The sequence below is a fragment of the Stenotrophomonas sp. 86428_Sma genome (assembly GCF_056481585.1).
Genome location: NZ_CM151156.1, coordinates 2,800,837 through 2,823,496, shown reverse-complemented (window position 1 = coordinate 2,823,496; position 22,660 = coordinate 2,800,837). Strand labels below are relative to the sequence as shown.

General features: G+C 68.5%; 12 protein-coding genes. 8 read left to right on the top strand and 4 right to left on the bottom strand.

Annotated features, from left to right (window positions below; translation table 11 throughout):
* Positions 1-176 precede the first annotated feature (176 nt).
* Positions 177-12,560 carry a filamentous haemagglutinin family protein gene (locus ACZK3J_RS12935; RefSeq protein WP_478475906.1) on the top strand — a complete coding sequence of 4,128 codons (12,384 nt, stop codon included), beginning with the start codon at positions 177-179 and terminating at the stop codon, positions 12,558-12,560.
* Positions 12,561-13,103: 543 nt separating this feature from the next.
* On the opposite strand, the gene ACZK3J_RS12930 is transcribed toward ACZK3J_RS12935, so the two are convergent.
* Genes ACZK3J_RS12930 through gspH form a run of 3 tightly spaced genes read right to left on the bottom strand, consistent with a single transcriptional unit; the run spans position 13,104 to position 14,520 of the window.
* Positions 13,104-13,718 carry a prepilin-type N-terminal cleavage/methylation domain-containing protein gene (locus ACZK3J_RS12930; protein WP_121503441.1) on the bottom strand — a complete coding sequence of 205 codons (615 nt, stop codon included), beginning with the start codon at positions 13,716-13,718 and terminating at the stop codon, positions 13,104-13,106.
* Complete coding sequence (gene gspI / locus ACZK3J_RS12925; RefSeq protein WP_032128115.1) at positions 13,715-14,077, bottom strand: type II secretion system minor pseudopilin GspI; 363 nt, start codon at positions 14,075-14,077, stop codon at positions 13,715-13,717. Before gspI ends, ACZK3J_RS12930 begins: the two co-directional genes overlap by 4 nt.
* Positions 14,074-14,520, bottom strand: coding sequence for a type II secretion system minor pseudopilin GspH (gspH, locus tag ACZK3J_RS12920; protein WP_049462512.1), 447 nt, complete (start codon positions 14,518-14,520; stop codon positions 14,074-14,076). The genes gspI and gspH overlap by 4 nt, the downstream gene beginning before the upstream one ends.
* A 104-nt stretch (positions 14,521-14,624) precedes the next feature.
* Between gspH and ACZK3J_RS12915 the strand changes: the two genes are divergently transcribed.
* On the top strand, positions 14,625-15,089 hold the full coding sequence (locus ACZK3J_RS12915) for a general secretion pathway protein (protein WP_180862749.1): 465 nt from the start codon (positions 14,625-14,627) through the stop codon (positions 15,087-15,089).
* Positions 15,090-15,219: 130 nt separating this feature from the next.
* Here the strand turns inward: ACZK3J_RS12915 and ACZK3J_RS12910 are convergent, their stop codons facing one another.
* Positions 15,220-15,555, bottom strand: coding sequence for a hypothetical protein (locus ACZK3J_RS12910; protein ID WP_107433699.1), 336 nt, complete (start codon positions 15,553-15,555; stop codon positions 15,220-15,222).
* 201 nt (positions 15,556-15,756) lie between these two features.
* On the opposite strand from ACZK3J_RS12910, the gene ACZK3J_RS12905 reads away from it, so the two are divergent.
* From ACZK3J_RS12905 to ACZK3J_RS12880, 6 genes are all read left to right on the top strand, one after another.
* Positions 15,757-17,373 carry a ShlB/FhaC/HecB family hemolysin secretion/activation protein gene (locus ACZK3J_RS12905; RefSeq protein ID WP_478475905.1) on the top strand — a complete coding sequence of 539 codons (1,617 nt, stop codon included), beginning with the start codon at positions 15,757-15,759 and terminating at the stop codon, positions 17,371-17,373.
* Between the two features lie 38 nt (positions 17,374-17,411).
* Complete coding sequence (locus tag ACZK3J_RS12900) at positions 17,412-19,196, top strand: DUF2341 domain-containing protein (protein WP_478475904.1); 1,785 nt, start codon at positions 17,412-17,414, stop codon at positions 19,194-19,196.
* Positions 19,197-19,206: 10 nt separating this feature from the next.
* The gene (locus tag ACZK3J_RS12895; protein ID WP_005409874.1) at positions 19,207-19,620 is read left to right on the top strand and encodes an ExbD/TolR family protein; all 414 of its coding nucleotides are present in this window, start codon (positions 19,207-19,209) and stop codon (positions 19,618-19,620) included.
* 39 nt (positions 19,621-19,659) lie between these two features.
* Positions 19,660-20,325, top strand: coding sequence for a cell envelope integrity protein TolA (gene tolA, locus ACZK3J_RS12890; protein WP_478475903.1), 666 nt, complete (start codon positions 19,660-19,662; stop codon positions 20,323-20,325).
* Between the two features lie 41 nt (positions 20,326-20,366).
* Positions 20,367-22,112 (top strand): putative porin, encoded by a 1,746-nt coding sequence (locus ACZK3J_RS12885; protein WP_478475902.1) that lies wholly within the window; start codon positions 20,367-20,369, stop codon positions 22,110-22,112.
* Between the two features lie 98 nt (positions 22,113-22,210).
* Positions 22,211-22,540 carry a hypothetical protein gene (locus ACZK3J_RS12880; RefSeq protein ID WP_005409871.1) on the top strand — a complete coding sequence of 110 codons (330 nt, stop codon included), beginning with the start codon at positions 22,211-22,213 and terminating at the stop codon, positions 22,538-22,540.
* Positions 22,541-22,660 lie beyond the last annotated feature (120 nt).

Genomic DNA, 22,660 nt, shown 5'->3' with positions numbered 1-22,660 from the left:
TTGACCCGACGCCGGCCCCCTGGGCCGGCGTCGCCATTTCCGCGACGGTCCCGCCGCCGCAGCGCTTCGCTGTCGGCTTCGTGTCACGTGAACCGTCTATCAGTGGCAGGGCATGCGTTGCGCGTGCCTCCCCGATCGTCGCCGCAGCCGCGGCCCACCAGGTTGATGAGGTTCCGATGTCGCACCCGCTCCCGTCCGCTTTTCATCCGGCCGCGCCGATGCGCCGCAATCATCCGATGGCGTGGGCCATCGCGGTCGCACTGGGCAGCATGGTGGCCCCGGCCAGCCAAGCGCAGCAGGCGTTCAGCCCGGGCTGGTTCGCCGACCGCGGTGCGGCCCAGGGCAGCGCGGCACAGAGTGGCCGCATGCCCAACGGCGTGCCGATCCAGTTCCAGTTGCCGGCCCAGCAGCAGGATGCAGCACGGCAGAAGCTGCAGCAGTCGATCGACAATCTCGGCACCGCAGCGCAGGCGATTGCCCTGCAGCAGCGACTGCAGGAACAGGCGCGGCAGGCGCGCCGCGAGGCTGGCTTCATCGTTGCCGATGGCCTCGGCAAGGACGGCCTGAGCGTCGACCAGAACCCGCTGACCCGTGGCTGGCTCAACGCGCGCGAGGCGATCCAGTCGCAGGGCAGCGACGGACGGGTGCAGGTCACGGTCGAGCAGACCGCGGACAAGGCGATCCTGAACTGGGAGACCTTCAACATCGGCGGTAACACCACGCTGAACTTCCTGCAGAACCCTGACTGGGCCGTGCTGAACCGGGTCAACGACCCGGCTGCGCGGCCCAGCCAGATCCTGGGGCAGCTCAACGCCAACGGCACGGTGTTCCTGGCCAACCGCAATGGCGTGGTGTTCGGCAACAACAGCCAGGTCAATGTACGCAACCTGCTGGCAGCCGCAGCGCGGATCAGCGATGCGCAGTTCCGCGACAACGGCCTGTACAGCCCCGACGCCAGCAGCAGCGCGCTCAGCGATGCATTCGGCAAGGTGATGGTGGAGCAGGGCGCCCGCATCGCGACCCATGAGCCGACCAGTGCGACGCGCGGCGGTGGCTACGTGCTGCTGGCGGGACACAGCGTGGAGAACGCCGGCCAGATCGAGGCGCGCAAAGGCCAGGTGCAGCTCGCTGCCGGTGACAGTTTCGTGATCCGGCGCGGCGTGGGTACGGCGACCAATACCAGCTCCACCACCCGCGGCAATGAAATCGCGCCGCGCTTCATCGCTGGCAGCACGGCTGGCAGCGTGCGCAACACCGGCCTGCTGCGCGCCCGCGAGGGTGACGTGACCCTGGCCGGGCGCAGCGTCGAGCAGGCCGGTGTGGCCGTGGCCAGCACCACGCTTGCGCAGCGCGGCACCGTGCATCTTCTGGCTTCGGCCAGTGATGCCGGCAGCAGCGTCACGCTTGCCGATGGAGCCACCACGGCGGTGCTGATCGAGGACGATGGCAAGGCCACGGTGCTGGATACCCAGCGCAACAGCCTCATCAAGGAGTCGGCAGAGCAGGACGCGATCCGCGCCGGCGCGCGCTCGGCAACCTTCGACAATCTGTCCCAGCACAATGATCGCCGGGACCAGTCGCGGGTGGAGATCGTTTCGGGTGGCAACATCCATTTCAGTGCGGATTCGCTGACGGTTGCCACGGGCGGCCAGATCATCGCCGATGCGGCGGCCCGCAGCTACGTAGGCGACGCCGCGCGCGTGGACGTGTCCGGCGCAGTGGGCGTACAGGTGTCGATGGAGAGCAACAATGTCCAGGTCAAGGTGCAGGGCAACGAACTGCGCGACGCCCTGGACAACCGCGACAGCGGCAAGCTGACCAGCAGCGAGATCTGGGTCGACCGCCGCAGGCTGGTCCACGTTCCGGCCGGTACCGGGGGCTACGAGGGTGAGCGCTGGTACGCGGCGGGTGGCCTGCTGGAAGTGGGCGGCTACCTCGACAACCAGGGGCACTCGATCGGCGAATGGGCCGCGCAGGGAGGCACCGTCCTGCTGGGCGGCAGGGAAGTGATCACGCATGGCGGCTCACGCATCAACCTTGCCGGCGGCAGCCTGGATGTGCAGAGCGGCGTGATCCGGCAGAGCTGGGTGCGCGGCGTCGATGGCCAGGTCTACCGCCTCGATGATGCGCCGGCGGAGATGCTGTTCGATGGGTTGTACAGGGGCCACGAAGTAAAGCAGGAGCGCTGGGGCATCACCGAGACCTTCCGTGATCCGATCGTATTCGCGGCGCAGCGTGTCGATAACGGGTACACGGTCGGCCGCGACGCAGGACGCCTGATCGTCTCCGCACCGACCGCGGTGCTGGATGGGCAGGTTGAGACTGCCACCTTCCAAGGCGCGCAGCAGAACCGCAGGCCGGATTCCGCGCTGGAGGGCTATGCGCAGGCGCAGACGGCGGCCGCACGCAACGCGCAGCTGTACTTGGGGCGCTACGACGGCCAGGGCCGCAGCGGTGTGTTCGGCTCGGAGGTGCGCCTGGATGACAAGGCTCCGACGAAGGCGGCGTGGTCGCTGCTGGCGCCGGTCAACGAGGAGCGGCGTGACACAGTGTGGCTGGATACCGCAGAGCTGAGTGCCCAGCAGTGGGGACGGATCGACCTGGCGACCGCCGATCGCATCCGCATCGATGGCAGCCTTCGCCTTCAGGCAGGCGGACAGCTCAATCTGACCGGCAGCGAGGTGGAACTGGCAGGCGACATCGGCATTGCCGGCGGCCAGCTGTCGGCGGGCAACCTGCTGGATGTCCAGGGCCGGCCGACGGCGCTGCTGCACGATGGCCGCGCCCGCACCGCCATTGCCGACGGCACGCGGATCGATCTCTCCGGTGAATGGAGCAATGCGTCACTGGCGATGCCGCTCGACGCCAGCGGTGCCTGGACGGATGGCGGTCGCCTGAGCCTGAGCAACAGTCATGACGTGGTCGTGGGCGCCGAGGCAACGGTTGACGTGGAGGCCGGCGCCGCGTTGGCCCTGCGCGGCAAGGGCCGCATCGGCAAAGGGGGCAGCGTCAGCCTGCAGGCGAACAGCAGCACAGTTGCGACCGACGGCAGTGGCCGGGTGCAGCTGGGCGAGGGGAGCCGGTTCAGTGGCCGTGGCCAGGGCAGCGGCACGTTCTCGCTGGGCACCGGTGGCCGGGTGCGGGTGGGCGATGCGGATCCGGCGGACCCAGCAGCGCTGCAGGTGGATGCCGGCCTGTTCGGCAGTGGCTTTGCCCAGTACGACATCAATGGCCATCAAGGGCTGGAGGTTGCCGATGGCACGCAGCTGGCAGCGCGCATGCCGGGCCTTCGGATGACCGCAGACGCGCGCGTCGCGACGGACCGGAAGGAGGCACTGGAGAGCTGGCTGGCACCGCTCTACAGTGCCGATCCGATGAGCGGGCTGGTCCGCCAGCGCAGCGGTGCCAGCGTGAGCCTGCGCTCGGATCGCAACAGCGTCGGCGGCGACCTGCGGGTGGGCAAGGCCGCACTGATCGAGGTCGACCCGGGGCAGGCGATCTCCCTGCTCGGCGCCGGCAACATCGATGTGGAAGGCACGCTGCGTGCGCAGGGAGGACGCATCAGCATCGACGATGTGCGCCTGCCGACCACGCTCTATGCCGGGCAGCGGAGCGAGCGGACCTGGCGGTTCGCCGACGGTGCGCTGCTGGATGCCAGTGCGGATGCGGTGTCACTGGCCGACGCCGGTGGCCGCCTGCAGGGACAGGTGCGGGCGGGGGGGCGCATCGAGATCGGCGGCGCGCTCGACTGGGAGAGCTCCGCGTCGGTGGACAACCGTCCGCCTGAAGCCTTCGTCGTGCTCGAGCGTGGCGCGCAGCTGCGGGCAGCGGGCGCCTCGGCGCCGTTGGATGTCGACGGGAAGGGGCGCACCCGGGTAGACAGCGACGGCGGGCAGATCGTGCTGCGTTCGGCCAACGCTCTGTACCTGGACGGCGCAATGGATGCCTCTGCCGGCGGCAGTGGCGCGCATGGCGGCACCTTGGGCGTGGCCTTTGGTGGCAGTGTTCATGCGCGCGGCGCGAGCAAGGAGGTGCTGCGCGCGCGCGGCATTACGCTCAGCCAGCGCAGCCCGGCCGACGCGGTGCTGCCGGACCGGCTGGAGTATGGGCACGCGGCGCTGTCGGTGGAGCAGATCCAGGCCGGTGGCTTCGACACCCTGTCCGTATTCGGTGACGTCCGCGCGGAGGGCGATGTCGACCTGCGCATGGGCCAGAGCCTGCGCATCTACGGACAGGGGCAGTCAAGCCTCGGCATGGCCGTGGCAGCACCGCAGTCCAGCGGCATTTCGCTGAGTGCTCCGCACCTGCTGCTGGCACAGTCGCACTGGCAGTCGCTGCCGGGTGAGAACCTGGTGGTCACCGATACCGTGGCGTCGGCTGCGGAAGGCGACCACGTGCTGTCGGCGAGGGCTGATCTGATCGACATCCGTGATGTCACCTGGCTGCCCGGCTTCAACCAGGTCGTGCTCGACAGCCGCAGCGACGTGCGGCTGCTCAACGCGGTGTCCAACGGCGGATCGATCAGTGCGTTGATGGCGAGCGGGTCGATGGACGTGAGTGCCGCCCGGCTGTACCCCACCTCCGGTGCGACGGGCTATCTGGTCGCGGGTGCGTCTGCGGCGACCGTGGCGACGCCCGGATACTGGTCAGATCCGGATGCGGTGCTGCGCATCCGGGGTACGGGTACGGCGGCGACCACTCCGCCCGAGTCAGCGCTGGGCGCGTTGCAGCTGGTGGCAGCCACCGTGCAGCAGGGCGGCAACGTGCAGGCGCCGATGGGGGCGCTGCAGCTGGGCGGCCTGGTCCTGGGCGGCACACGCGCCAGCCGGGTGGAGCTGCTGCCGGGCAGCATCACCTCCACCAGTGGCGCAGGTCTGGCGCTGCCCTACGGCGGTACCGTGGACGGTGTGTCGTGGAGAAGGGGCAGCAGCAGCCTGGAGTCACTGACGCCGGCCGGCATTGCGTCCAAGGGCGTGACCCTTACCGCCAACGACGTGGATGTGCATGCCGGTGCGCTGCTGGACGTGTCAGGTGGCGGCGAACTGACCGGCGCGGCATTCGTCTCAGGCCGCGGTGGCTCCGTCGACGTGCTGCGCACCGCGTTGGCCGATGCCAACCCGCGCTATGCGTTCAGTGCCTCCGGCAACCCGGTGTACGCGATCGTGCCGGGACGTGCCGGCAGCTTCGCACCCAGCAGTGATGATGGCTTCGCTGCTCCAGCGGTGGGCCAGCAGATCACCGTACCCGCCGGCGTTCCCGGCCTGCCTGCGGGCACCTACACATTGCTGCCGGCGAGCTTCGCGCTGCAGCCGGGTGCATTCCGCGTCGAGCTGGGCGCGACGGGGACCTCCGGCGTGCCACAGCCGATCCAGACCGGCACCGGTACCTGGCGCGTGTCCGGCCGGCAGGGATCGGCACTGGGCGGGGTGGCGTCGCCGCTGCTCACCGATATCCTGCTGACGCCGGCGGCGGTGGTACGCCGGCATTCCGGCTACAACGAAACCAGCTACAACAGCTTCGTGCAGGCCACCGCCGACCGTCGTGGCGAGGCGCGCGGCTGGCAGACCATCGATGCGCTGGGCCTGACCCTGGCACTGGGTGAAGGCGCTGGTCGCGAGGGAACCGCGGCCATCGACTTCGCCGGCACGGCGCGTTTCTCCGCGGCCAATGAAAAGGGACGCGGCGGTACCTTGGTCGCCACGCTCGCCAGCCCGGCCGTGGGTTCGCTGGAGGTCGCTGCTGCCGGCAGTCCGTCGCAGGCGCACGATCGCGGCGCAACCTTCACCGACGACGCACTCAATGCGCTGCGGCCGGAACGCATGGTGATCGGCGGACAGTTCAACGAGTCGGCTTCGCTGGTGGCGGTGTCCGGCTCGGTGCGCGATGTGGCGATCCGCTCCGGTGCGACCCTGCAGGCACCGGAGATACTGGTGGCTGCGGCGTCCGGTGGCAGCGGCATCCTGGTCGAAGCCGGGGCGACACTCGACACCTTGTCTTTCGCACGCGACAGCGCGTCCGCGCCGACCGTGCCCTATCAGGTCAATGGCGGCCTGCTGGCCGTCTCGAACCAGCGCCTGAACCTGATCACCGGTACGACCGGTGTGGCGGCCGGGCCGGTCGCGATCGACATCGGCGGCTGCCAGAACGACTGCGAAGGCGAGGCACGGCTGGTGTCCGATGGCAGCATCGGGGTGGCCACCGATGGTGTGCTGCAGATGCGCGATTCCGCCCGTTACGGCACGCGTCAGCTTGGCGTGAGCATGGCGGCGCTCAACCTCGGCACCGCCGAGGCGATCGCGCAGGCGGCGGCCGCAGGGGCGTTGCCAAATGGCATGACCATGAACCAGTCCGTGCTGCAGCAGCTGCTGCGCGGCAATGATGCCACCGGCGCACCGGCGCTGGATACGCTGAGCCTGGTCGCACGGGATTCGGTCAACGTCTTCGGCAGCGTCGACCTGGATGCGCGCGACAGTGCCACCGGCCGCGGTGGCCTGCAGACGCTGGTACTGGGCGCGCAGGCCATCCATGGCTATGGTGCGGCGAGCGACCGTGCGCGCATCCTGGTGGACACACTGGTCTGGGACGGTTCGCTGGCGGCGACGCAGGCGCCGGGCAGCGATGCGTCGGTGCCGCCGGCCGATCCGATGGTGGACCGGCTCGGCGCGGGGCAGCTGGACATCGTCACCCGCAACCTGCAGCTGGCGCGCGCCCCGTTCAGCCGTCCCAGCTCCGAGGTGCCTGCCAACCGTCAGGTACTCGGATTTAGTGCGCTGAACCTGAGTGCTTCGGAGCAGCTGTCGTTCTCCGCGCAGGGCACGCTGGACGTGTTCCAGCAGCGCGGCGACTATCTGGCCGACAAGGGCTGGCAGTACAGCGGAGGCAGCCTGGGTATCGATACACCGCTGTTGACCGCCGATCCCGCCGCGCAGCTGCGCGTGCGCACCGGCGGCGACTTCCGCCTGCAGGGGGGCACCGGTAAGGCGGGTGGCGATGCACTGGGCAGTGAGCTGAGCATCGACGCCAACCGGATCACGCTGGACAGCACGATCGCGCTGGCTTCAGGACGGCTGTCTGCGAACGCGCGCGAGGGCATCACGCTTGGCAGCCGGGCGGCGCTGGACCTTGCCGGGCGCAAGGTCTCGCTGTACGACGTGGACAAGTTCAGCTGGGGCGGTGATGTCCTGCTGTCCAGCGACACGGGGGACATCCGCACCGATGCGGCCTCCCGCATCGATGTTTCCGCCCGCAACAACCGCGGCGGGCGCATGACGGTCACCGCAATGGCCGGCCGAGCCGATCTGGCGGGTGATCTGCAGGGCACCGCCAGTGGCCGCTACGATGCCGGTGGCACGCTGGTGCCCTACGACGGTGGTGAACTTGTGGTGCGGGCACGCCAGTTGCAAGACTTCACCGGCCTCAACCAGCGATTGACCGCCGGCGGCGTCGTCGGTGGTCGCAGCTTCCAGATCGGTGAAGGCGATCTGCGGATCGGCGACGAAGTGAAGGCGCGCCGGGTCGACATCAGTGTCGACGCGGGCAGCATGACCGTGGCCGGCCGCATCGACGCCAGCGGCGAGCAGGTCGGCAGCATCCGCCTGTACGCCCGTGATCAGTTGCAGGTGGACGGCACGCTGGACGCGCACGGTACCGGCCTGCGCGTGGACAGCCATGGCAAGATCATCGACAGTCCGAACCGGGCCACCATCACGCTGGGCAGCGCCGAAGGCGCCGTTGGTCTGGGCAGCGCGGCGCACCTGGACATGCGTGCAGGCAGCGACGTTGCCCTCGGTGACGGCCCTGGACAGAACGACGGCATGGCGCGGGGCTCGCTGAAGATCGATGTGCCGCGGCTGGGCAGCAACGACGCGGCGATTGCTGCGGCCAGCGGCCTGCGCATCGATGGCGCGGCCGACATCCAGCTCAATGGTGTCCGTCGCTACGACGATGCGCCCCTGGCCAGCACCGCTGATGTGCGCGGCAACCGCGCGCAGCTGGTCACCCAGCAGTGGCTGGACCAGGTGGTCGATCCGCACAGCGTGGCCTGGATCGATGGCGCGCTGGGCAATCCGGATCTGCAGCAGCGCACCGCCGCGCTGGGCGACGTCCGCCTGCGTCCCGGCGTGCAGGTGGTGGCGCGGCGCAGCGAGGCCAATCCCGAGGGCGACCTGACCATTGCCGGCGACATCGATCTGTCCGGCTACCGCTACGGGCCCGAAGCCAACCGCGCCGATCCATCGCGGCGTGGCTTCGGTGAATCGGCTTCGCTGGTACTGCGCGCCGAAGGCAACATCAACGTCCATGGCAGCATCAACGATGGTTTCGCACCGCCGCCGTCCACGCCGGACGAGGGCGGTTGGCAGTTGTATGAGGCTCGCAATGGCAGCGCCGGGCACACCCCCTTCGGTGGCGACCTGGTGGTGCCGGTGGACGGAGTGAAGCTGCAGCCCGGCACCGAGTTCCAGGCCGGCACCCGCCTGAACTATGACGTGCCGGTCGAATCGGTAACGCTTCCGGTCGGTACCGTGCTGCCCGCGCCGATGGTGATCTCGCAGACCCTGCGCCTGCCTGCGGGCACGGTGCTGGGTGCGGCGGTGACCACCGACTCCGGGCAGACGCTGGCGGCGGGCACCGTGCTGCAGAAGCCGCTGGTGCTGGCGGCCGGTGCGCGCCTGGGGGCCGGCTTCCGCCTGCGCAGCGCCGTACAGATGGCGGCACAGGAGTGGCCCGCCGGCGCGGTGCTGCCGGTTGCGCTGCGCCTGGCACGCGAAGTCGAGCTCAAGGTGGGCGCCTACATCCCATCGTTGACCAAGGTGGAGCTGCCCGGCAACGGGCCGGTGAATCTGCGGCCGGCCGATGCCAACGGCAACCAGGGGCGCAACTGGGCGCTGGCGCCGATGCTGGCCGAGGGCACCACATCTTGGGACCTGACCGTGGTTGCCGGTGCCGATTCCGGGGCGGCCGATCCACGCAGCCGGCGCTGGGGCGCCGAAGGCAGCGTGGTGCTGGCCGACACCCACCAGGGCTCAATCGGTACGGTCAAGACCGAAATCATTTGGGTGGGTGATCGTGCGTTGACTGAGCGGGCATCGCTGGACTGGATCGGCGACACCTCCTATGCGGGCCGTCCGATCGCGGAGCTGGCCGACATGTACGGCTTCACCGAAGATGAGTTCTGTGCGATGTCGGCTGACTACTGCGGCCCGGCCCCCCGCCAGGTGGCCGCGCAGGGCTCGCTGGATTACTGGGGCGATGAGTCCTACGTGGGCACCCCTGCGAAGGACTTCGCGGCGATGTTCGGCATGACCGAAGACGAGTTCTGCAGCACCGCACCCAGCTACTGCGCCGGCGGTGGCACGCAGACCGAAGTGACCACCTACGGCAAGCGCGCGGGCACGCCGGCCTGGAGCGTGCTGCGCACCGGCAAGGGGGACCTGGAACTGCTCGCTGCCGGTGATGTCGTGATGAAGTCCGGCTTCGGTGTGTACACGGCGGGCACTCCCACCACGCTGGGCGAGGGCCGCGACGCTGCCTTCAATTCGCCCCGTGCAGCAGCCCCCAGGAACACCGCACTGCTGGGTCCGAACCTGGTGCCGGGCAGCTATGATGCCGCGTTGGCCGGCTATCAGGCCTGGTATCCCGATCATGGCGGCAACCTGCGCGTCGAAGCCGGGCGAGATATCGTCGGTGACGTCTGGACCGGGCGCGCAGAGTCGGGCACCAGCGAGCGTGACTGGGCGCTGTACTCCAGTGCCGCGGTCGGCAATTGGCTGTGGCGGCAGGGAACCGGCAGCACCACCGGCGTGGAGCCGGTGCCGACCAGCTGGTGGGTGAACTTTGGCGCCTACACCAACGTGTCCGCTGCTGCTGGCGCCTCTCCGCGGATGGTCGGCTTCACCGGCTTCGGTACATTGGGCGGCGGCAACTTGACGCTGGAGGCCGGGCGTGACGCCGGCGTGCGCGATGCGATAGGTGACGCGCTGGACTCGACGATCGCACCGCGCTCGGGTGCGATCATCGCGGCGGTGGGATCGACCGGCCGGGTCAGCGATGGCCAGCTGCACCTGACCGGCGGCGGCGACCTGCAACTGCGTATCGGTGGCGCACTGAATCCGAATCTGCGGGCGACGTTCTCCAGCCTCAATGCCTCCAGGGCGGGACAGAATCTCGACCTCAACGGTACCTTCAGCAATCTGCGTGGCAGCCTGCAGCTGGATGCGGGACGCATCGGTGCAATGGGCGTCACCCTGGAAAGCTACGCGACGCTGGGCCAGCTGCGTGCGGCCGATCTGTTCGCCGCCGACGCCGCTCGCCCGATGGGCGGGCCGGTGCTGGTGCTGGGCGATGCGGTCGCGCAGCTGCAGGCGCGGGGTGACGTCGTGCTCGGCGGCGTCGCCGATGCCGGTCGGGTTCCACTGGCCAACTACAGCGCGGTGGTGCACGACAACGGCAGCCGCGCTGCGGGCAGCACCTGGTTCTCCCTGTGGACCGACACGACCGCCGTGGACCTGTTCAGTGCCGGTGGCGACCTGGCGCCGGGCCTGGCCGGGCCGGATAACGTGACCGGCAGCAATCTGTGGCCCGAGCAGGTTGCGCTGGCACCGGGGAGCCGGGAGGAGCTGCTGAACTACTGGCTCTATCCTTCGCGCTTCAGCGCCATTGCTGCGCAGGGCGACGTCAAGCTGCACCGGATCAGCACCACGCCGGGGACGCAGGATGTGATCCTGCTGGCACCCTCGGCGACAGGACGGCTGGACGTCCTGGCCGGTGGCGGCATCTTCGCCCAGCGTGGCGCGACCCAGATCGCGCGCTCCGCCAGCGACGCGCGCCTGCCGGGACCCTTCGACCCTGCATTCATGGCCGAGCAGGGGGATTCCAGCGGCAATGTGACCCGCTCGCGTCACAACCTGTCGGTGGACGGCAACATTGCATCGCCGCAGGCATCGCTTCCGCTGTTCGCCTTCGGCCCCGGTACACCGCTGTCCACGGTCTCTGCGGCACTGGCACCGAGCCGCTTCTACGCGGTGCAGGGCGACATCATCGGTCTGGCCACCGGCGCCCAACGCGCGCTGGATGCCAACGGGGGGCGGCGCACGCAGCTGAACTGGTTCGAGGCCGCCGGCGCCGTGCAACTGCGGGCAGGCCGGGACATCCTCGGGGTGTCGATGACCGCTTTGAACACCGCGCCCACCGACATCACGGTGGTGGCGGCGGGCCGCGACATCGTGCATCTGAACGCGACCATCGCCGGCCCCGGCGACACCGAGGTCAGTGCCGGCCGCCAGCTGCGCCAGGAGGATGCGGGCAGCATCGTCAGCCTCGGTGGCATCGTGCAGGGCGATGCCCGTCCCGGCGCCAGCATCGCGTTGACGGCCGGCAACCAGCAGATCGATTTCGCGGCCCTGCGTGCCCGCTATCTGGACCCAGTCAACCTTGCCGATCCCGCGCAATCGCTCGCGTCGCAGCCGGGCAAGGCAGTCAAGGTCTACAACCAGGAGCTGAAGCAGTGGCTGCAGCAGCGCTTCGGCGTGGCTGCCGACGGCGACGGGGCGCTGGCTGCATTCGACGCACTGCCGCAGGAACAGCAGCGCATCTTCCTGCGTCAGGTGTACTACGCCGAACTGCGCGAAGGTGGGCGTGAGTACACCGATGCAGAAGGGCCCCGCTTCGGCTCCTACCTGCGCGGGCGCGAAGCCATCGCCACGCTGATGCCGGACAGGAATGCGGCCGGTGCGACGATCGACCGTACCGGCGATATCGTGATGTACGGCGGTTCCGGCGTGCGCACCGAGGCGGGCGGCAACGTCGAACTGATGGCACCGGGCGGACAGATCGTGGTCGGCGTACAGGGCGTGGTGCCGCCTGCCAGCGCCGGCCTCGTCACCCAGGGGCAGGGCGATATCCGCCTGTTCAGCCAGGACAGCGTCCTGCTGGGCCTGTCGCGGGTGATGACCACGTTCGGCGGCGACATCCTGGCCTGGTCGGAGCAGGGTGACATCAATGCCGGTCGCGGTTCGCAGACGACGCTGCTGTACACGCCACCGCGTCGCCTCTATGACGGCTGGGGCAATGTGATCCTGTCGCCGCAGGCTCCCGCCAGTGGCGCAGGCATTGCGACCTTGAACCCCATCGCCGAAGTGCCGCCGGGCGACGTCGACCTGATCGCGCCGCTGGGCACCATCGATGCGGGTGAGGCCGGTATCCGCGTCTCGGGCAACATCAATCTGGCGGCGCTGCAGGTGCTCAACGCCGCCAACATCCAGGTGCAGGGCGAGAGCAAGGGCCTGCCGGTGCTGGCCACGGTGAACGTCAATGCGCTGGCGTCGGCCAGTGCTGCAGCCAACAGCGCCAGCCAGGCTGCACAGGACGTGATGCGCAAGAGCCAGGACGACGCACGGCGCAACCAGCCGTCAGTGATCAGCGTGCAGATTCTCGGCTTCGGGAGCGGCACCAGCGGCATTGCGCCGCCGGCGCGCGGCACGACCGCCGGCAGCGGCTACGACGCCGACAGCGCGTTCCAGTTCCCGCAGGCCAGCCGCGACGAGGGCACACAGCGCCGCTAGGTATCGCACGATTCCGGTAGGTGCCGACCTTGGTCGGCACGCAATGTTGCCGAACGTGGCCGGTAGTAGATCCACGCCATGCGTGGATGCAGTTCGCCCGCAGGAACCGACAGCATCGGGCCAGCCGCCAGGGAGCGGTGGCGGCCCCAGCCAGGACGGCACGGAGGGCAGGGAGAGGCCATCAGCGGTGAGGACCACCGACACAGCGCCGCCGGGTGCAGGAGAGCACCCGGCGGCAGGCTCGGCAGTGGACCCACGCCATGCGTGGATGGCTGGGCCAGCTTCAGTGCCGACCAACGGTCGGCACCCACCGGAGCGGGCTTGGTAGTAGATCCACGCCATGCGCGGACGGCTGGGCCAGCTTCAGTGCCGACCAAGGTCGGCACCCACCGGGTGGGCTCGGTAGTAGATCCACGCCATGCGTGGATGGCTTGGCCAGCTCCAGTGCCGACCAACGGTCGGCACCCACCAGAGCAGGCCTGGCAGTAGAAGCCGCTCGGCAGTAGATCCACGCCATGCGTGGATGCGTTGCAGGAAAGCGCCCTAAAGCTCCAGCACCCGCCGGTAACTCAACGGCCCACGCCCATCGCGCAGGCCCAACCGCAGTTCAAGTCCGGTGGCCGGCAATACCTCGCCCTCGCTCGGCAACACGGCCCATCCCGTTCCAGGCTGCCACGCCCGCACCTCGAACCGCTGCACATCGCGCGCCACCGCAATGCCCTTCGACGGATCCGGTGCGGGCAGGGGATACCGGTCCGTAGCCGCACCACTGGCCCGCCACAGCGTGCTGCCCTGCCGCCACCAGCGCACCCGCTGCCAGTGCAGCCCATCGCTGCCCACGCTGCGGGTGATCTCCAGCGCGAAGCTGCCATCCGGGTGCCGCTCGCTCACCAGCGACGGGGGCAGCAATCGCTGCGGACGATCTGCCGGGCGCACCGCGCCATTCATCAGCGCATCGTCGGCACGCATTTCAATATCGCGCTGGAACTGCTGCAGCACGCGCAGCGCCGTCGTGGTCCCGGCATCGGCCTGGCGCAGGCGCTGGTCGCTGTTGGCCACGCTGTCCAGCGCACGCCAGCAGATCAGCGCCAGCACGCCCATGATGGTGATCGCGATCATCACCTCGATCAGGGTGAAGCCGCGTGCGGCGCGCCTCATTGCGCCGCCGTCCAAGGCAGCTGCATCCGCGCCAGCGACTGTCGCGGTGCATCTTCGGCCACCACGGTCAATTCCAGTTGCGGCTGCCCGTCACTGCCAGTGCCCAGATGCTGCAGGACCAGAAAGCTGCCGCGTCCCTGCACACAGCGCTGCCGCGCATCCTGCGGCGGCTGCCCGGCGAGGCGCAGCTCCTGCCAGCGGTCCTGTGCACACAACAGCGCCAGGCGACGGTCGCGCAGCCGTGACTGATCGTCGGTCGCCACTGCCACCGAGCGCATCACCGCAGCCAGTGCAATCGATACGATCGCCAGCGCGATCAACACCTCGATCAGGGTGAATCCGCGCGCCGTCTGCTTCACTGCACGACCTGCAATTGTCCGCTGCCATCATCACGAAGACGCAGTGCGCGGCCGTCCAGCGACAGTCCAAGCTCCCAGGCGGTACCGATCCACTCCGGGCTCAGCTCGATGGCGTTGGTGGGCTGCACCGCGATGCCTGCAGCCTGCCACTTCTGTGGACGCAGCAGATCATCGCGTTCAACGGTGACCCAGCGGCTGCCTTCGAGGCGGCTGAAACGATAGCCGGCTGCGTCGGCCTGCCAACGCAGGGGGCGGCCATCGATGCGGGCCTCGTCGCGCGCCACCTGCAGGCGCTGCGCCAAGCGTTCGCCTTCCTGCCGCAGCTGGCGCGCGGGGTCGAGCAGACTGCCCAGGCCCAGGCCGATGCCTGCCGTGCAGATGCCGATGATCACCAGCACCACCATCAGTTCCAGCAGGGTGAAACCACGCGGGATGCGTCGCATCGACATTGCCTCCTGTCCCTTGCCGATGCGTGCCAGCGTAGGCCCGCATGATGAAACAAAAGCGTCAGCCGCACCTGCTAGCGTAGGCGGACACGAACGTGGCGATGATGTGGAACATGGACGGCAGGCGCTGGGATCGGAATCGGATGTTGACCCTGCTGGCGGCGACGCTGCTGCTGGCCGTGGTGGCCTACTGGAGCGTCACCCTGTCTGCGGTGGCGCCAGCGGCGGCCGCGAGCGAAGCGCATGCCGAGGCGCCGGTACGGCCGATGTTCGATGCAGTGGCCAGCCTGCCGTTGGTGCGGCTGCTGTCGCCCGGCGCGGTGCAGACCGAGGTGGTGGTGCTGGGCGTGATGGCGGGTGACCATGCGCCATTGGCCCTGCTCTCGGTAGATGGACGCCCAGCGGAAGCGTATGCGCCCGGCCAACGACTCGGACCCTGCACGGTACTGGCCAGCATCAGTGCCAGCGCAGTGGAACTGAACCAGGCCGGGCAATCGCGCAGCCTGCCGGTGCCCGCGCTGCCACCGGTGCCAAGCGATGGCATCGTGCCCGCCGGCTCCCTGTAGAGCCGAGCCCACGCTCGGCTGCGTCTGGAAGAACAGTCGAGCAAGGCTCGACTCTACAAAATCCAGTGGAGCATGGCTCGACTCTACAGAATCCTGCCGAGCGCGGGCCCGGCTCTACAGCTGCGCAGGCTCAACGCGCCGGACGCTGCGGTTCCACCGAACGACCAAAGGCATCGCCCATGCGCTGTCGTGTGCCTTCCAGGTTGTACTGCATCAGCTGGTTGCCCGGCTGCCGCATCAGGCGTTCGGCTTCAGGCAGCGCCGGTGACTTCGCCGATTTCGGTGCCGGGGCCAGTTTGCGTTGCAGGCACTCCCAGGCGGGGATGCGCTCGCCGTTGACCTGTACTTCGATGCAGGGTGCGGCATCGTCCTGCTTCTTCGTCTCTCCGGCCCAGGCCGATGGCAACGCCAGCAACAAGGCAAGGGCGAGGGCAGGGCGAAGGCCCGCCTTCAACGACTCACTCATCTTGAATCTCCTGCGAAAACCGACGCTCAGCAATGAAGACGTATGGCGAAGACAGTGTCCGCCTGCAACTGTTCCGGCGCTGTCAAAAGATGACAGCACTGTCACAAAACTATTGGCGGTTTTGACGCGACGTACACGTCCTGTTGATAGACCCACGCGCCGCTCCCTGGCCACTCCCTTCGATACGACGCGATGCCTTCGATGACTCCTGTTCCGTGCCGAGCCGTCCGCCTTCCGCTGCGCCTGCATCCGCTGGTGCTGGCTCTGGCCGCGATGCCGCTGCCATTGTTCGCGCAGGACGCGGCGCCTGCGCCCAGCGTGAACATCAATGAATACATCGTGCGCGGCAACACCGTGCTCGATCCGCGCCAGATCGAACGTGCGGTGGAGCCGTTCCTCGGCCCGGGCAAGACCCTGGCCGATGTCGAGAAGGCGCGCGATGCCGTCAATGCGCTGTACCAGCAGGCAGGCTACCAGTCGGTCTACGTCGAGCTGCCCGAGCAGCAGGTCAGTGGTGGCGTGGTGCTGCTGAAGGTGCAGCAGACGCCGATCGGGCAGCTGCGGGTCGTAGGCACGAAGCACGAATCGTCCGAACGCATCCGCGAACGCGTGCCGGCACTTGCCGAGGGCAAGGTGCCGGACTTCGACCAGGCGCAGAAGGAACTGACCGCGCTGAATGAAGGTGGACGTCGGCAGGTGATGCCGCTGGTGCGCGAGGGTCAGGTGCCGGGCACGATGGATGTGGACCTGCAGGTCGAGGAGAAGTCGCCGTGGCGTGCCAGCGCGGCGCTCAACAACGACCACAGCGCCGACACCGAGAAGCTGCGCCTGAGTGCATCGCTGGCCTACGACAACCTGTGGAAGCGCGGGCACAGCGCCAACATCGGCGTGTACCTGGCGCCGGAAGATACCAAGCAGGCCAAGGTGTTCTCGGCCTCGTACATGATGCCGTTCGAGGGCACGCCGTGGAGCCTGGAAGCGTCCGGCTACAAGTCCGACAGCCGCGTGCTGAACGCGGGCGGACAGGTCGGTACCGGCACCGGAACCAATGTGATCGGCAACGGCCATTCGATCGGTCTCAAGCTCAACTATCGACTGGCCGGCAGCAGCCAGTGGTGGCGCCAGCTCAGCCTCGGCGTGGACTTCAAGGACACCGAGGAAGACACGCAGATGGGCAAGGAAAGCCTGAAGACGCCGCTGAAGTACGCGCCGATCACCCTGGCGTTTGTCGGTGTGCGCCAGGGCGAGCAGGATCAGTTGAGCATCAACACCCAGCTGGTGGCCGGCACCCGCCGCCTGTTCGGCTATGGCAGCGATGCCATCGGATTCGGGCAGAAGCGCTACTGGGCGGACCCCAGTTTCATCGCGTTCAAGGCCGATGTGGCCAACACCCACACCTTCGGCAGCGATTGGCAGTGGTACGCGCGCGGCTCGCTGCAGGTGACCGACGCACCGCTGGTGTCGGCCGAGCAGTTCGCCGCCGGTGGCATGTACACCGTGCGCGGCTATCTGTCGGCCGAGGCGATCGGCGACTACGGCGGCCTGGCCAGCCTGGAATGGCGTACCCCGGCGTGGTCGCTGTGGAGCGGCACGGATCTGCGCGTCTACAGCTTTGCCGACGCCGCCTACCTGCGCCTGCGCCAGCCGCTGCCCGAACAGCGTGACAAGTACAACCTGGCCTCGGTCGGCCTGGGCGCGCAGCTGCGCCTGGGTGAGCACCTGCAGCTGCGCCTGGACTACGCCTGGCCCTATGCCGATGGCCCGGTCACGCGCAAGGACGACCCGCGCCTGCATTTCAACATCAGCACCAGTTACTGACCCATCCCTTGAACATGCGTTCTCCGGAGACCCTTCGCATGGACCGTTTGCTTTCCCGAGTGTTGCTGCTGCTGGCCGCGCTGGTTGCGTTGCCTGCTGCTGCGGCCGATGCCAATTGGTGGCAGGCCGAATGGAAGTACCGCAAGCCGATCACCGTCGACGCCGGCCCGCAGGGCGCGGGCCTGGCCGGTGACCCGGGCCGCACGCCGCTGCTGCTGCGCCTGCATACCGGCAACTTCGGTTTCGACGGTACCCAGGACGCGGGCAACGACCTGCGCTTCGTGTCGGGCGATGGCCGCACCGTGCTGGCCCATCAGATCGAACAGTTCGATCCCAAGCTGGGCCTGGCCCTGGTCTGGGTGGACGTGCCGGCAGTCAGCGCCGCCGCGCCGCAGACGATCTGGATGTACTACGGCAATGAGAAGGCACCGGCCAGCGGCAACGGCCAGCAGGTGTTCGACCCGGACTACACGCTGGTCTACCACTTTGCCGAGGCCAATGCGCCGGCGCGCGACACCACCGCTTACGGCAACAACGCCGGCGCCGTCGTGCCGCCGTCCGAGGGCGCGGTGATCGGTCGTGGCGTGCAGCTGGGCGCAGGCCCGCTGCCGTTGCCGGCCAGCGCCTCGCTGGCACAGGAAGCTGGCGCGCCGTTGACCCTCTCGGCCTGGATCAAGCCGGGCAGCAACAATGCGGCGCAGGCAATCTATGCCCGTCGCGATGGCGCGTCCGAGCTGGTGGTCGGTATCGAGAACCGGGTGCCATTCGTGCAACTCAATGGCCAGCGCAGCACGCCGGCACAGCCGATTCCGGAAGGGCAGTGGGCGCACGTGGCACTGACCGCGGAGAAGGGCGCGCTGCAGCTGTACCTCAACGGCCGTGTAGTGGCCCAGCTGAGCGGCGAGCTGCCGGCGCTGGGTACCGCGCCGGTGGTGGGCGCCGATGCCCCGGGTGCTGCACAGCCTTTGGCCAACTTCGAAGGCGCTCTGGATGAGCTGCGCATCTCGCGGGTTGCACGTCCGGCGGCGCTGCTGCTGGCCGATGCCACTGCGCAGGGTGCCGACTCGCGCCTGATCAGCTACGGCGCCGATGAGCAGTCGGCCGGCCAGAGCCACTTCGGCTTCATTCTCAAGGCGATGCCGTTCGATGCCTGGGTGGTGGTCGCCATCCTCGGCCTGATGATGCTGATGTCATGGGCGATCATGATTGCCAAGAGCCGCCACTTCGGCCGCACCAGCAAGGCCAACGCGGTATTCACCGAAAGCTTCGGCAAGTTGTCCGGTGTGCCGCTGCGCACTCTGTCCGAGATGGACCGCCAGGGCAAGGCGCCGACCGCGATGCACGACGGCTCGCTGTGGCGCATCTACCAGGTGGCCATCGATGAAATGCAGCAGCGCCACCAGCGCGACGGCAACAGTGGCTACCTGAGTGGCGCCACCATCGCCGCGATCCGTGCCTCGATGGATGCGGTGATGGTGCGCGAGCAGGAAGCGATGGCGCGGCGCATGAACTGGCTGTCGACCACCATCGAAGGTGCGCCGTACGTGGGCCTGTTCGGCACCGTGATCGGCATCATGCTGGTGTTCGTGGTGGCGGCGATGGCCGGCGCGGTGGACATCAACTCGGTGGCGCCCGGCATGGCCGCGGCGCTGCTGTGTACCGCGGCCGGCCTCGGCGTCGCGATCCCGGCACTGTTCGGCTACAACTACCTGGGTGCGCGTGCCGAAGCGATCGGCGCGGACATGGCGGTGTTCATCGACGAGTTCGCCGCGCGCCTGGCCGAAGAGCAGGACGGGCGCGGCCCGGCCGCGGTCCAGGGCTGAGGGGCGCGCCATGGGCCAGAAGGCGAAGTTCGGCATCAAGAAGCGCGAGAAGGGCATCAACGTGACGCCCTTCGTCGACGTGCTGCTGGTGGTGCTGGTGATCTTCATCCTGACCAGCAACGCCTCCATCCCCGGCATCGAGGTCAATCTGCCGAAGGCCAGCAACAGCGTGGCCCTGGAAAAGCCGAAGACCAAGGCGATCACCATCGACCCCAGTGGCCAGGTGTTCCTGGATGCCTACCCGGTGACGATGGCCGAGCTGGAAGACCGGCTGCGCACCGAGCGCGCGACCACGCCGGATTTCCCGGTGATCGTGCGCGGTGATGCGCAGGTGCAGTACGCCCGCGTGGTCGAGGTACTGGACCTGCTGCGGCGGCTGGAGCTGGCCCAGGTCGGCCTGGTCACCGGCAAGGCGCAGGGCTGAGGCATGACGGCCCATCAACCCCCTCGGCCGGAGCCCGGCATGCGCGGTCGCCAGTTGCTGGTGACCGTCGCGCTGGTGCTGGCCGCGTTGCTGGTGCTTGGCATCGCGGCGTGGTGGCTGCTGTTCAAGGACACCGCCAGCACCCGTCGGCCGGTGGTGCAGCCGCCGATGCTGGCGCTGCCACCCCCTCCGCCGCCGCCCCCGCCGCCCCCGGAAAAACCACCGGAGCCGGAGACACCGCCGGAAGAGACGATGCCCGAACCAGAGCCGCTGGATCAGCCGACGCCGGCCGAAGAGCCGACGCCGACGCCGGATAACAGCGATCCGGTGACGATGAATGCCGACGCGCAGGCCGGTGGTGACAACTTCGGTATCCAGTCCGGCAGTGGTGGCGGTTCGTCCGGCGTTGGCCGTGGTGGCGCCGGCAACGCTACCTACGGCCGCTACCTGGGCTACCTGATGCAGCAGGCGATCTCGCGCGACGACAAGGTCAAGCGCCTGGCGTTCCAGCTGCAGGTGAATGTGTGGCTGGCCAACGACGGCCGCCTGGAAAAGGTCGAACTGGTACGCGGCAGTGGCAACGAGGAGGCCGACGCGGCCGTGCTCGATGCCCTGCGTCGCATCGGCAAGGTTGACCAGGCACCGCCGCCGTCACTCGATTTCCCCGCCCGCGTCCTGATCCAGGGCCGCCGGCCCGGGGCCTGACTCCGACTTCCGTGATTTCCCTTCTTTCGATGAGAACCGTGATGAACGACCACGTCCGCGCACGAACCGACTCCCGCCGCCCGCGGCCGGCCCGACGGGCGCTGCTGTGCTGCGCCGTGCTGCTCAGCCTGGCCGCCCCGGCCGGTGCGATGGCGGCCGAAACCACCATGGTCAAGCTGATCAAGGGCCTGATCGCCAGCGGTGCATTGAAACCCGAAGACGGCCAGGCACTGCTGGTACAGGCCGAGGCCGAAGCGGCGGCCGCACAGCGCACTGCAGCCACGGGCAGCACCGCGGCGAGCGGTGGCGTGGCACTGGAGGCCGGTGACGTGCGCGTGCCGTACGTACCGCAGAGCGTGCGCGACGGTATCCGTGACGAAGTGCGCCAGGACGTGATGGCGCAGGCGAAATCGGAAGGCTGGGCGGCACCCAACGAAGTGGCCGAGTGGACCAAGCGCATCAAGGTCACCGGTGACATGCGTGTGCGCAGCGAGTCGCGCTTCTACTCCGAGCGCAACAGCGACATCGTGAGCAACTGGTCGTCGATCAACGCCGGCAACGGCTTCGACACCAACACCAATACCAACCTGCAGCTGCCGCCGCTGCTCAACACCCGCCAGGACCGCCGCAACCTGTGGCGCATCCGTGCCCGCCTGGGCATCGAGGCAACCATTGGCCAGCACACCACGGCCGGCGTGCGCCTGGCCAGCGGCAGCGGCAACGGCCCGGTGTCGACCACCGAGCAGCTGGGTGGCGGCCTGAGCAAGAAGGACGTGTGGCTGGACCAGGCCTGGCTGGCCTACAGCCCGGCGGACTGGGTGACGGTGCGTGGCGGCCGCTTCGGCAATCCGTTCTGGACCAGCGACACGCTGTTCTCCAGCGATCTCAACTTCGATGGCCTGGCCGCGAACCTGAAGTATGACTTCGATGGTGGCGACCTCGACCTGTTCGGCAACCTCGCGGTGGTGCCGCTGGAGTACACCTCCGACAGCTCGCCGAGCCAGAGCAAGGTCAAGACTCCGAACGAGAACAAGTGGCTGTCCGGTGCCCAGGTAGGCGTGAACTGGCGCTTCAACGATGACAACGCGCTGCGTGCCGCGCTGGGCTACTACGACTTCAAGAACATCAGCGGCCGCCTGTCCTCAACGTGCTCGCTGTATTCGGGCGCGGTAGGCTGCGACACCGACTGGTCGCGCCCGGCGTTCATGCAGAAGGGCAACACCCTGATGCTGATCCGCAACATCGCGCGCAATCCGGTGGATCCGGCCGGTACGCCGACCCCGCAGTATGTCGGCCTGGCCTCGGCCTTCCGCCTGGCCACGCTGAACCTGCGCTGGGACACGCAGCTGGCGCAGGGCATCGGTCTGCGCCTGGATGGCGACTACATCCGCAACCTGGCCTACGACAAGCAGGCCATGTTCAGTCGTGCCCAGAACGGCATCGTCAACAACTACGGCGCCGGCGATACTGTCGGCATCGATACCTTCCGCAGCGGCGACACCGCCTGGATGCTGCAGGCCACCTTCGGTGCCACCGAGCTGAAGGAGAAGGGCCAGTGGCAGGCACTGATGGGCTACAAGCACATTGAGGCCGACGCGCTGCCCGACGCCTACAACGATCCGAACTTCCACCTGGGCGGCACCAACGCCCGCGGTTATTACGTGGGCGGTGCCTACGCGCTGGACGCGCGCAGCTGGATCAGCGGCAAGTGGATGGCGGCCAAGGAAGTGTCCGGTGCGCCGCTGTCGATCGACGTGTTCCAGCTGGAGTTCAACACCGGCTTCTGAGTGGCGGGCGTGATGCGGATCACGTAGTGCGTGGCGGGGGCGCAGCGATGCGCCCGTCTAAGGAAAGGAGACCACGCGTTGTTCAAAAGGAGGAGTGGATGAGCCGTCGCAAGCTGTTCGAGAGTCCCGAACCGTCCAGCCAGATGCTGGGTGTTGGACCGGCCTATGTTTCAGTGGAGGGCCTGCGCCAGCACCTGGCCGAGTTCCTGCTGTATGCGGGCCGGCCGGTGGTGATCATGCGCGGGCGCAGCGAAGTGGGCTATTTCCTGCCGGCGCGCTGCTGGCGCCAGCGTGACGATGATCCGCTGGCGGCGGCTGCCGCCGACCAGCTGCTGGATGCGGCCGGTTTCCAGGCCGAGGACATCCAGCAGGTGGAGCAGGAATTCAACGCGATGCGCCAGCGCACCGTGCTGCATTCGCGGCGCTGAGCCTTCCGTAGAGCCGGGCTCATGCTCGGCTTTTCGGGCGGGTGCACGCGACGTTGGCAACAGCCCCTGCCGTTGCCTTCGGCTCTACAGTAGATCCACGCCGTATGTGGATAGGCCACA